9 protein-coding genes and 1 pseudogene are annotated in these 12,358 nt (G+C 69.3%); all 10 read left to right on the forward strand.

What is annotated here, in order from left to right; all coding sequences use genetic code 11:
• Nucleotides 1-10 precede the first annotated feature (10 nt).
• The 10 genes and pseudogenes from B1L07_08310 (at nt 11) to B1L07_08355 (ending at nt 12,347) form a co-directional block, all read left to right on the forward strand.
• Nucleotides 11-760, forward strand: coding sequence for a flagellar biosynthesis protein FlgF (locus tag B1L07_08310; GenBank protein ID AUZ55092.1), 750 nt, complete (start codon nt 11-13; stop codon nt 758-760).
• Nucleotides 761-860: 100 nt separating this feature from the next.
• Complete coding sequence (locus B1L07_08315) at nt 861-1,646, forward strand: flagellar basal-body rod protein FlgG (GenBank protein ID AUZ55093.1); 786 nt, start codon at nt 861-863, stop codon at nt 1,644-1,646.
• Between the two features lie 23 nt (nt 1,647-1,669).
• Nucleotides 1,670-2,362, forward strand: a complete 693-nt coding sequence (locus B1L07_08320) for a flagellar basal body L-ring protein (protein ID AUZ55094.1) — start codon at nt 1,670-1,672, stop codon at nt 2,360-2,362.
• A gap of 112 nt (nt 2,363-2,474) precedes the next feature.
• Nucleotides 2,475-3,566 carry a flagellar biosynthesis protein FlgI gene (locus B1L07_08325; GenBank protein AUZ56519.1) on the forward strand — a complete coding sequence of 364 codons (1,092 nt, stop codon included), beginning with the start codon at nt 2,475-2,477 and terminating at the stop codon, nt 3,564-3,566.
• Between the two features lie 2 nt (nt 3,567-3,568).
• Nucleotides 3,569-4,767, forward strand: a pseudogene (locus tag B1L07_08330) (flagellar rod assembly protein/muramidase FlgJ).
• Nucleotides 4,768-4,778: 11 nt separating this feature from the next.
• A complete protein-coding gene (locus B1L07_08335) occupies nt 4,779-6,662 on the forward strand; it encodes a flagellar hook-associated protein FlgK (GenBank protein ID AUZ55095.1) in 1,884 nt (627 codons plus the stop codon).
• Nucleotides 6,662-7,864, forward strand: a complete 1,203-nt coding sequence (locus B1L07_08340) for a flagellar hook-associated protein 3 (GenBank protein ID AUZ55096.1) — start codon at nt 6,662-6,664, stop codon at nt 7,862-7,864. The genes B1L07_08335 and B1L07_08340 overlap by 1 nt, the downstream gene beginning before the upstream one ends.
• A gap of 62 nt (nt 7,865-7,926) precedes the next feature.
• Nucleotides 7,927-9,165 (forward strand): flagellin, encoded by a 1,239-nt coding sequence (locus B1L07_08345; GenBank protein ID AUZ55097.1) that lies wholly within the window; start codon nt 7,927-7,929, stop codon nt 9,163-9,165.
• 333 nt (nt 9,166-9,498) lie between these two features.
• Nucleotides 9,499-10,746 (forward strand): flagellin, encoded by a 1,248-nt coding sequence (locus B1L07_08350; GenBank protein ID AUZ55098.1) that lies wholly within the window; start codon nt 9,499-9,501, stop codon nt 10,744-10,746.
• Between the two features lie 239 nt (nt 10,747-10,985).
• Nucleotides 10,986-12,347, forward strand: coding sequence for a flagellar protein (locus B1L07_08355; protein ID AUZ55099.1), 1,362 nt, complete (start codon nt 10,986-10,988; stop codon nt 12,345-12,347).
• Nucleotides 12,348-12,358 lie beyond the last annotated feature (11 nt).

Raw genomic sequence — 12,358 nt, forward strand, 5'->3', positions numbered from 1 at the left:
CCCCTTGCCCATGGACAAAGCCCTCTACGTCGCCATGACCGGCGCCCGCGCCTCGCTGCAGGCGCAGGCCACCGTTTCCCACAACCTGGCCAATTCCGACACGCCCGGTTTCAAGGAAGCCCTGGCCAACACCGAGGCGTTCCCGGTCCAGGGCCAGGGCTACGCTTCGCGGATCGACGCGCTCCACGTCGATGCCGGCTTCAACCGTCGCACCGGCGCACAGCAGATCACCGGCAACGCGCTGGACCTGTCGCTGCAGCCGGGCAACTGGCTGGCGGTGCAGTCGCGCGACGGCAGCGAGGCCTATACCCGCGCCGGTGCGTTGACGCTCACCCCCAACGGCCAGCTGGTCACCGCCGACGGCAATGCGGTGCTGGACGAGAACGGCAACCCGGTGGCGGTGCCGCCACACCAGGCCATGGAGATCGGCCACGACGGCACCCTGTCGATCATCCCGCTGGGCGAAGGCCCGCAGACCATGGCCATGGTCGGGCGGCTGCGCGTGGTGCAGGCGCCCGACGCGCAACTGCAGCGCGGCCTCGACGGGCTGATGCGCAACAGCAACCCGCAGCAGCCGTTCGCCCAGGTCCAGGGCAAGGCGCTGGACAGCGGCATGCTCGAGTCCAGCAACGTCGACGCGGCCGGCGCGCTGGTGCAGATGATCCAGCTGCAGCGCCAGTTCGAGATGCAGGTCAAGGTCATCAAGCACGGCGACGAAAACGCGCGCAGCGCCAACACGCTGCTGCGCCTGAACGGCTGACGCCGCCGCGCCGGCCGATTGGCGCGCGGGTCTGGCACAGGCCATGCATTACATCCTGCAACGGCCCTGAGGGCCGGCACCCGTCGCAGAGGAACCGCTCATGAATCAGGCACTGTGGGTCGCCAAGACCGGCCTGGATGCGCAGCAGACGCGCATGTCCGTTGTCTCCAACAACCTCGCCAACACCAACACCACCGGCTTCAAGCAGGACCGCGCCAGCTTCGAGGACCTGCTGTACCAGCAGGTGCGCCAGCCCGGCGGCTCGTCCTCGGCGCAGACGCAGTTGCCGACCGGCCTGCAGCTGGGCACCGGCGTGCGCGTGGTGGCCACGTCCAAGAATTTCCAGCAGGGCGGCCAGCAGCAGACCGGCCGCGCCCTGGACGTGATGGTCAACGGCCGCGGCTTCTTCGAAGTGATGCTGCCCGACGGCAGCTCGGCCTACACCCGCGACGGCAGCTTCCAGATGAGCCCGCAGGGCGAGCTGGTGACCAACAGCGGCTACCCGGTGCAGCCGGGCATCCAGATCCCGGAAGGAGCGCAGTCGCTGACCATCGGTGCCGACGGCACGGTCAGCGTGAAGATGGCCGGTGACGCCGCTTCGGTCGAGATCGGCTCGCTGACCCTGACCGACTTCATCAACCCCGCCGGCCTGCAGGCCAAGGGCGAGAACCTGTACCTGGAAACCACGGCATCGGGCCCCGCGCAGAACGGTACCCCGGGCCTCAATGGCCTGGGCGGCATCGTCCAGGGCGCGCTGGAAGGCAGCAACGTCAACGTGGTCGAGGAGCTGGTGGCGATGATCGAGACCCAGCGCGCCTACGAGATGAACGCCAAGGCCATCTCCACCACCGATTCGATGCTCGGCTACCTCAACAACAACGTCTGATCGTGCCGCTTACGGAACCCGCCATGGCCTGTCTGTCCAACGTCCTCCGTCTTTCCTGCGCCGCGGTCAGCCTGGTGCTGCTGGGCGGCTGCGTGGTCGCCGGCGACATCCGCCCCTACCCGGCCATGGCGCCGGTGGTGCCGGTGGTCGCGCCCGCGGCCGAGGCCACGGCCGGCGCGATCTACGCGGCCGGTCCGGGCCTGAACCTGTACGGCGACCGCCGCGCCCGCGACGTCGGCGACCTGCTGACCATCACCCTGGTCGAGAGCACCTCGGCCACCACCAGCGCCAACACCGCCATCGGCAAGAAGTCGAGCATGGACATCGGCTCGCCGAGCCTGTTCGGCGCTCCGGTCACCCTGGGCGGCAAGGACGTGCTCGCCGCCAGCGCCAAGGGCGAACGCGACTTCAACGGCAAGGGCAGCAGCGCGCAGAGCAATCGCCTGCAGGGCAGCGTGACCGTGACCGTGATCCAGCGCCTGCCCAACGGCAACCTGGTGGTGCAGGGGCAGAAGAACCTGCGCCTGAACCAGGGCGACGAACTGGTGCAGATCCAGGGCATCGTGCGCGCGGCCGACATCGCCACCGACAACACCATCCCGTCCAGCAAGGTCGCCGACGCGCGCATCGCCTATGGCGGCCGCGGCGCGGTGGCCCAGTCCAATGCCATGGGCTGGCTGGGCCGGTTCTTCAACTCGCGCCTGGCGCCGTACTGAGGAGAAGAACGATGACCGGTACTTTCTCCACGGCGGCCAGTGAAGCGCGCTTGCGCCTGCCCGATTGCCTGCGCGCGCGCTTCGCCGCGCTCCCCGTCCGCGGGCCACCGGCCTGTGGGCGCTGGCGGTGCTGGCGTTCGTAGTCGCCCTGCCGGCGCACGCCGAACGCATCAAGGACCTGGCCCAGGTCGGCGGCGTGCGCGGCAACGCGCTGGTCGGCTACGGCCTGGTGGTCGGCCTGGACGGCAGCGGCGACCGTACCAGCCAGGCGCCGTTCACCGTGCAGAGCCTGAAGAACATGCTCGGCGAACTGGGCGTCAATGTTCCGCCGAACGTCAACCCGCAGCTCAAGAACGTCGCCGCGGTGGCGATCCACGCCGAGCTGCCGCCGTTCGCCAAGCCCGGGCAGACCATCGACATCACCGTGTCCTCCATCGGCAACGCGGTCTCGCTGCGCGGCGGCTCGCTGCTGATGGCGCCGCTCAAGGGCGCCGACGGCCAGGTCTACGCCATCGCCCAGGGCAACCTGGTGGTCGGTGGCTTCGGCGTGCAGGGCAAGGACGGTTCGCGGGTATCGGTGAACGTGCCCAGCGTCGGCCGCATCCCCGGCGGCGCGACCGTCGAACGCGCCCTGCCCGACGTGTTCGGCGCCAGCGGCGAGATCACCCTGAACCTGCACCAGAACGACTTCACCACGGTCGCGCGCATGGTCGCGGCACTCAACAACGCGTTCGGCGAAGGTGCCGCGCGCGCGGTCGACGGGGTCACGGTCGCGGTGCAGGCGCCGAGCGACCAGGGCGCGCGCATCGGCCTGCTGGCGCGCATCGAGAACATCGAACTGTCGCCGGGCGCCGCGCCGGCGCGGGTGGTGGTCAACTCGCGCACCGGCACGGTGGTGATCGGCGCGCAGGTCCGGGTCAGCCCGGCGGCGATCGCGCACGGTTCGTTGACGGTGACCGTCAGCGAGGCCACCCAGGTCAGCCAGCCCAATGCGTTCGGCGGCGGCCAGACCGTGGCCGCGCCGCAGTCCACCATCAGCGCCAGCAACGAAGGCAGCCGCATGTTCCGCTTTGAGGGCGGCACCACGCTGGACGAGATCGTGCGCGCGGTGAACGAGGTCGGTGCCGCGCCCGGCGACCTGATCGCGATCCTGGAAGCCCTCAAGCAGGCCGGTGCGCTCAGCGCCGAGCTGGAGGTGATCTGAGCATGCGCATCGCCGCCCCGTCACTGGAACTCAATCCGGTCGCCGGCAACGACCCGGCGAAGATCGACAAGGTCGCGCGCCAGCTCGAAGGCCAGTTCGCGCAGATGCTGATCAAGAGCATGCGCGCGGCCAGCTTCGGCGATTCGCTGTTCCCCGGCGAAAACCAGATGTTCCGCGAGATGTACGACCAGCGCATTGCCGAGGCCATGACCCAGGGCCGCGGCCTGGGCCTGTCGGCGATGATCGCGCGCCAGCTCGGCGGCGCCGGCCAGGCGAGCCCACCGCTGGACACCGCGCTGGTCCCGGCGGCGAAGGCCGCGCAGGCCTACCGTGAAGCCCTGCCTGGCGCGGCGGCCGGGGGGCGCGGCCGGCCGCCGCGGTGGAAAGCCCGCTGCCGGGCATGCCCGGCGGCTACGAGGCCTTGAGCGGCAATGTGCCGGCCATGCCGGAAGAACAGATGCTGGACCTGATCGCCGGCCGCGACAGCGGCAGCCTGCACGCGGCCATCGGCGGCCGCGGCGCGGCGCCGGATGCGGCGCCGGCAGCCACCGACTGGGCCCTGGCCAACGACCGCTGGAGTGGCGTCGGCCCGGCCGCCCCGCGTACCGATGGCGTGGACATGGCCACCGCCAACGCCGCCGCCGACCAGCTCGGCAAGCACACCCCGGAAGGCTTCGTCGCCAGCATCTGGCCGCATGCCGAGAAGGCCGCGCGCGAACTCGGCGTCAATCCGCGTGCGCTGGTCGCGCAGGCCGCGCTGGAGACCGGCTGGGGCCGCCGCCACATCAAGCGCGACAACGGCGGCAGCAGCCACAACCTGTTCGGCATCAAGGCCAGCGGCTGGAAGGGCGAAAGCGCCAGCGCCGCCACCCATGAGTACGTCGACGGCCAGCGCCAGAGCCAGACCGCGCGCTTCCGCGCCTACGGCTCGCCGGCCGAGAGCTTCGGCGACTACGTACGCATGCTCAAGAACAGCCCGCGCTACCAAGCCGCGCTCAAGGCCGGCAGCGACGTGCGCGGTTTTGCACAGGGCTTGCAACGTGCCGGGTATGCCACCGATCCGGGCTACGCCGCCAAGATCGCCGCCATCGCCGCCGGCCCGACCATCGACCGCGCGGTGGCCGCCATAGGCCAGGCCGGCGCCCGCCTCGGCCAGTCCTTCGCCCACGCCGCCGGCCTGTCCGGCCTCACCCGCCGTTGAGATAGAACCCGATGTCCAGTGTCCTCTCCACCGGTAGCAGCGCCCTCATCGCCTTCCAGCGGGCGCTGGCCACCGTCAGCCACAACGTGGCCAACATCAAGACCGACGGCTACAGCCGGCAGAAGGTCGACTTCGCCACGCGCAATCCCACCGACGTGGGCTATGGCGATGTCGGCAACGGCACCCGCATCACCGACATCCGCCGCGTGGCCGACCAGCTGGCGATCTCGCGCCTGCTCGACAGCAGCGGCGAACTGGCCCGGCTGAAGCAGCTTTCCGGGCTGGCCGACCGGGTGGATGCGCTGTTCTCGGACAGCGCGACCAACCTCAACGGCATCTGGTCCAACTTCTTCGACTCGGTCAGCGGGCTGTCGGCCAACGCCGCCGGCACCGCCGACCGCCGCAGCATGCTCGACAACGCCAACGACCTGGTCAACCGCTTCAAGCAGTTGAACGGCAACCTGGACACCCTTGGCAACGAGGTCAACAACGGCCTGATCGCCGGCACCGGCGAGATCAACCGCCTGGCCCGGGAAATCGCGCAGATCAACAGCGCGATCGGCGCCGACATCACCGGCGTCGCACCGGACCTGCTCGATCGCCGCGACCAGCTGATCACCCAGCTGGTGGGCTATACCGGTGGCACCGCCGTGATCCAGGACGGCGGCATCATGAACGTGTACTCGGCCGGCGGCCATGCGCTGGTGGTCGGCGGCACCGCCTCGCAGGTCACCACCGTGGCCGACCCGTACCAGCCCGAGCGCCTGCAGCTGGCGCTGAAGACCCAGGGCCAGACCATCGTCCTGGACGGCAAGGCGCTGGGCGGCAGCATCGGCGGCCTGCTGGAGTTCCGCGACACCGTGCTGACCCCGGCACAGGCCGAACTCGGGCGCATCGCCGTCGGCCTGGCGCAGGCATTCAACGAAAGCCACCGCGAAGGCATGGACCTGTATGGCGACATGGGCGTGGACTTCTTCAGCCTCGCCCCGCCCAAGGTCGCCGCGCACAGCGGCAACAGCAGCGCCAGCACCGCCACCGTCAGCGCCAGCTACGGCGACGTCGCCGCGCTCGACGGGCAGAACCTGGAGCTGCGCTTCAACGGCAGCGCCTGGGTGGCCACGCGCACCGACACCGGCGCGCAGGTGCCGATGACCGGCAGCGGCAGCGCCGCCGATCCGTTCGTGGTCAACGGCATCGAACTGGTGGTCGGCGGTACCCCGGCGCTCAACGACCGCTTCCTGGTGCAGCCCACCGCGGCCGCCCCCGGCGGGCTGGCGGTGGCGATCACCGACCCGTCGCGCATCGCCGCGGCCAACCCGGTGCGGGCCAAGGCCGATCTGGGCAACGTCGGTACCGGCGTGGCCGGCAAGCTCGACATCACCGACGCCGCCAACGGCGCCCTGCTCGACCCGGTCAGCATCGACTTCATCGATGCCAACAACTACACCATCAATGGCGGCCCGCCGCTGCCGTACACGCCCGGCCAGACCATCGCCGCCAACGGCTGGAGCCTGGTACTCGACGGCAAGCCTGCCGCGGGCGACACCTTCACCGTCTCGCGCACCCCGGCCGGCTCCAGCGACAACGGCAACGCCGCGCGCATGGCCGCGGTCGAGGACGCCAAGGCCTTCAACGGCGGCACCGTCACCCTCAACGGCGCGCTGGGCGGGCTGACCACGCAGATCGGGGCGGCCGCGCGCGCGGCCGACTACTCGCTGCAGGCGCAGCAGGTGATCAACGAGAACGCGCAGGCCACCCGCGATTCGATCTCCGGGGTGAACCTGGACGAGGAAGCGGCGGACATGCTCCGCCTGCAGCAGGCCTACCAGGCCGCCTCGCAGCTGATCTCCACGGCCGACACCATGTTCCAGTCGATCCTGCGGGCGGTGGGCTGATGAACAACCGCATCTCCAGCAGCATGATGTACGACCAGTCGGTGTACCTGATGCTCGCCAAGCAGAGCAAGCTCAACCACCTCGAGCGCCAGCTGGCCACCGGGCAGAAGCTGGTCTCGGCCAAGGACGATCCGGTCGCCTCCGGCACCGCCGTGGGCATGGACCGGATCCTGGCCGAACTGGACCAGCTGGGCGCCAACGCGGCGAACGTGCAGAACCGGCTGGGCCTGCAGGAAAACGCGCTGGCGCAGGCCGGTGAACTGCTGCAGCGCGTGTCCGACCTCACCATCCAGGCCAACAACGCGGCGCTGTCGGCCGAGGACCGCAAGAGCGTTTCGGCCGAGCTGCGCTCGATCCGCGAATCGCTGCTGTCGCTGGCCAACAGCACCGATGGCAACGGCCGCTTCCTGTTCGGCGGCACCGCCGACGGCGTGCCGCCGTTCGCGGCCAACAACGGCACGATCCTCTACAACGGCGACCAGACCCAGCGCCAGGTCGAGGTCGCGCCCGGCAGCTTCGTGCAGGACGCCCTGCCCGGCAGCGAGATCTTCATGCGCATCCGCACCGGCGACGGCACCGTCGACGGCAGTGCCGCGGCCGGCAACACCGGCCAGGCGGTGCTGACCGGCGCCAGCCGCGACGGCAGCGCGGCGTGGACCGGCGACAGCTACACGGTGCGCTTCACCGGCCCCGGCGCATACGACATCCTCGACAGTGGCGGTGCCACGGTCGGCAGCGGCACCTATGCCGAGGGCGACGACCTCGTCTTCCAGGGCCTGCGCGTGCGCATGAGCGGGGTGCCGGCGGCCGGCGACGAGTTCACGGTCGGCCAGGCCGGCAACCGCGATGTGTTCTCCACCATCGACCGCCTGTCCCAGGCGCTGCAGATGGACACCTCCACCCTCGCCGGCCGCACCGCGCAGCAGAACCTGCTGCAGTCCAGCCTGCGCGACGTGGCCCGCGCCGCGGAGAAGATGATCGATTCGCGCGCATCCGGCGGCGCGCAGCTCAGCGCCATCGACAACGCCGCCTCGCTGCGCGAGGCCAACGCCATCACCCTGAAGGATTCGCTTTCGCAGCTGCGTGACCTCGATTACGCCGAGGCCATCGGCCAGTACAAGCTCGAAGGCGCCGCCCTGCAGGCCGCACAGACCGTGTTCACGCAAATGCAGTCCATGTCGCTGTTCAACATGATCCGCTGATCCAGACAAACGCAAACCGCCTTCCCATATCACGCAAGACCCGAGCACAACGGAGAAGTCCCATGGCACAAGTCATCAACACCAACATCATGTCGCTGAACGCCCAGCGCAACCTGAACACCAGCGGCAGCAGCCTGGCGACCAGCATCCAGCGCCTGTCCTCGGGCCTGCGCATCAACAGCGCCAAGGACGACGCCGCCGGCCTGGCGATTTCCGAGCGCTTCACCACCCAGATCCGCGGCCTGGACGTGGCCACCCGCAACGCCAACGACGGCATCTCGCTGGCGCAGACCGCCGAAGGCGCGATGGTCGAGATCAGCAGCAACCTGCAGCGCATCCGCGAACTGGCGGTGCAGTCGGCCAACGCCACCAACTCCGGCAGCGACCGTGACGCGCTCAACGCCGAAGTGCAGCAGCTGCTGAGCGAGATCGACCGCGTCGCCAACCAGACCAGCTTCAACGGCACCAAGCTGCTGGACGGCAGCTTCACCGGCGCGCTGTTCCAGGTCGGCGCCGACGCCGGCCAGACCATCGCGGTCAACAGCATCGTCGATGCCAACATCGACCAGCTGGGCCGCGCCGGCTTCGCCGACACCGTCAGCGGCGCCGGCGTCGGCGGCACCGCGGCGACCGCCTCGGGCGCGATCAAGGGCATCGCCGTGTCGATCCGCGCCGCCGGCGCGCCGGCCGGCGCCGCCGGCCTCACCACCATCACCCTGGACGACGTCAAGATCGAAGTGGGCGACGACGCGGCGGCCGTGCAGAAGAAGATCGCCCAGGCGTTCAACAACAAGCTGGACCAGACCGGCCTGTACGCCGAGGTCAGCGGCGGCAACATCAAGCTGACCTCGCTCAAGGCCGGCCAGGACTTCGAGGGCGTGAGCAACGGCACCCTCAGCGGCGGCACCGGCATCACCCTGTCGCTGGCCGCCGACCTGCCGGCGTCGCTGGCCGCGGCCGGCACCGCGGCGGCCGGCGGCGGCATCAACCACCTGGAGAACCTGGACATCTCCAACTTCGCCGGCGCCCAGCGCGCCCTGGAGATCGTGGACAAGTCGCTGACCGCGGTGAGCGGTTCGCGTGCGGAGATGGGCGCGATCCAGAACCGCTTCACTTCGACCATCGCCAACCTGTCGACCACCTCGGAAAACCTGTCGGCCTCGCGCAGCCGCATCCGCGACGCCGACTACGCCAAGGAAACGGCGGAAATGACCCGCACGCAGATCCTGCAGCAGGCCGGTACCGCGATGCTGGCGCAGGCCAACCAGGTCCCGCAGAACGTGCTCAACCTGCTCAAGTAAGCCGGCACCGAAAGCGGCAGGAACCAGAGCCCCGGCCTGCCCGGGGCTCTGTCGTTGCGGGGGCGCGCCCCTGGCGGGGCGGCCGGCCGCGGCGGCGATGTAAAAAACAACGGCGCTGGAACCCTGCGGTTCCAGCGCCGTTTCCATATGACGCCATGCATCCGGACGCATCGGCGGATCGTGCGATCCGTTTTTCCAGGCGGCCCTAAAGCTGCCCGGGATGCTGCCGTTATTGGTATCAGCAGCGGTACTGCGGCGCCCTACGCCACTCCACTGCACTCAGTACCGGTCAGGTTGAGCTGCCGGATCAAACGCCAAAAAGGAATCCGAATCATGGCACAAGTCATCAACACCAACATCATGTCGCTGAACGCCCAGCGCAACCTGAACACCAGCGCCACCAGCCTGGCGACCAGCATCCAGCGCCTGTCCTCGGGCATGCGCATCAACAGCGCCAAGGACGACGCCGCCGGCCTGGCGATCTCCGAGCGCTTCACCACCCAGATCCGCGGCCTGGACGTGGCCACTCGCAACGCCAACGACGGCATCTCGCTGGCGCAGACCGCCGAAGGCGCGATGGTCGAAATCGGCAACAACCTGCAGCGTATCCGCGAACTGGCGGTGCAGTCGGCCAACGCCACCAACTCCGGCACCGACCGCGACGCGCTGAACGCCGAAGTCAACCAGCTGCTGAAGGAAATCGACCGCGTCGCCAACCAGACCAGCTTCAACGGCACCAAGCTGCTGGACGGCAGCTTCACCGGCGCGCTGTTCCAGGTCGGCGCCGACGCCGGCCAGACCATCGGCATCAACAACATCGTTGATTCGCGCACCGCCAACCTGGGCAAGATGAACTTCGCCTCCGACACCACCGCCGTCAACGTGGTTGCCGCGACCGCTTCGGGCGTCGCCGCCGCCGCCGGCAAGATCTCGGGCGTGAAGATCAGCGTGCAGCAGGTCGGTGCCAGCGCGGCGCAGACGATCAACATCGACGACGTCAAGTTCAACGCCGGCGACAGCGTGAAGACCATCAACCAGAAGGTCGCCACCGCCATCAACGACAAGATGGACCAGACCGGCGTCTACGCCACCCTGGACAGCGCCGGCGCGGTCAAGCTGCAGGCGGTCAAGGGCAACCAGTACACCACCGGCTTCACCTTCGGCACCATCACCGACGCCGTCACCGGCCAGGCCACCGGCATCACCGCCGGCGCCACCGCCTTCACCGCACAGACCGCCGCCGCGGTGACCGCCCCGGCCCAGGAAACCGTCGCCGGCAAGATGGACATTTCCTCCTTCGTCGGCGCCCAGCGCGCCCTGGAAGTGGTGGACAAGGCGCTGACCGCGGTCAACAGCTCGCGCGCCGACATGGGTGCGATCCAGAACCGCTTCAGCTCCACCATCGCCAACCTGGCCACCACCTCGGAAAACCTGTCCGCTTCGCGCAGCCGCATCCGCGACGCCGACTACGCCAAGGAAACGGCGGAAATGACCCGCACGCAGATCCTGCAGCAGGCCGGTACCGCTATGCTGAGCCAGGCCAACAGCTCGACCCAGAACGTGCTCAGCCTGCTGCGCTGATCCGTCGGGGTCAGCCCGACCAGGCCACGACCCGGAGCCCCCGCCAGCAATGGCGGGGGCTTCATCCATTTGCGGCCATGGACAGCGGCCGCCGTCGCCGGCACGGGCGGCGCAGGGGATCCCGGCACGGGACTTGCACCCCAGGCGTGACCCGCGCGGTCCCGTGGCTAAAGAAGCCGGGGAACGTGCCGATATCCGGGATGCCTGCAAGGGCGTCCATTTGCGCACAAGGAATCCAGATGGCCTCGTCCTCCCTTTCCGTCGTCGGCTCCGGCCTGGACATCCCCACCCTCGTCTCGCAGCTGGTCGCCAACGAGCGCAAGCCGGCCGCCGACCGCATCAACACCCAGGGATCGACGGTCACCGCCAAACTTTCGGCGCTGGGCAGCATCAAGAGCTCGCTGAGCGGCCTGCAGTCATCGCTCGATGCGCTGGTCAAGGGCGCCAGCAACCAGGCCTACAAGACCTCGGTGCCGGAAGGCAGCGGCTTCGGCGCAACCGTGGTGACCGACGCCACCACCGGCAAGACCCAGGCGGTGGCCGGCACCTACAACGTGGAAGTGCTGAGCCTGGCGCAGCCGCAGAAGCTCAGCTCCGGCGCGTTCGCCGCCGATGCGGCGGTCGGTGACGGCAGCCTGAAGATCGCCTGGGACGACAAGTCCATCGACGTCGAGATCGAGCCCGGCAGCACCCTGGCCGAGATCGCCGCGGCGATCAACAAGACCGCCAACGGCAAGGGCGTCAACGCCACCGTCATCACCGCCAGCGACGGCCAGCACCTGGTGCTCAATGCCGTGGACGCCGGCACCAAGGGCGCCCTGACCGTCTCGGCCAGCGGCGGCAACGGTGGGCTTTCCGCCCTGACCTGGGACGGCACCGGCGGCGGCCTCACCCAGACCGTGGCCGCCAGCAACGCGCGGGTGCGGGTGGACGGTTTCGAGCGCGAATCCAGCAGCAACAGCATCAGCGACCTCATCCCGGGCATCACCCTCACCCTGAACAAGGCCGAGGAAGGCACCACCAAGACCCTGACGGTCAGCCAGGACAACGCGCCGCTGAAGATCAACCTGCAGGCCTTCGTCAGCGCCTACAACGCCTCGGTCAACCTGCTCAAGAACTCCAGCGCCTACGATGCCACCAACAAGCGCGCCTCCACCCTGACCGGCGACTCGCTGGTGCGCGGCCTGCAGCAGCAGCTGCGCGGCCAGCTCAGCGCCAACGTGGTGGACATGAAGGCGCTGGGGCTGACCATCAACACCGACGGCACCCTGGCGCTGAACAGCAGCACCTTCGACAAGACCCTGGCCGAGAACCCGAACGCGGCCGCGCGCCTGCTGGGCAAGGACGGCACCCTGTCCGACGGCCTGTCCAAGCTGCTCAAGAGCAACCTGGACACCGGCACCGGCACCCTGACCCTGCGTACCGACGCGCTCAACAAGCAGATCAAGAAGCTGGAAAAGGACCTGGACGACCTCGACGCGCGCATGGAGAAGGTGTCGGCGCGCTATACCCGCCAGTTCACCGCCATGGACTCGCTGGTGGCGCAGATGCAGGGCACCAGCAACTACCTGGCGCAGCAGCTTGCCGCACTGCAGAAATAACCGTCCGACAT

The sequence above is a fragment of the Stenotrophomonas acidaminiphila genome (assembly GCA_002951995.1).
Lineage (GTDB): Bacteria > Pseudomonadota > Gammaproteobacteria > Xanthomonadales > Xanthomonadaceae > Stenotrophomonas > Stenotrophomonas acidaminiphila_A.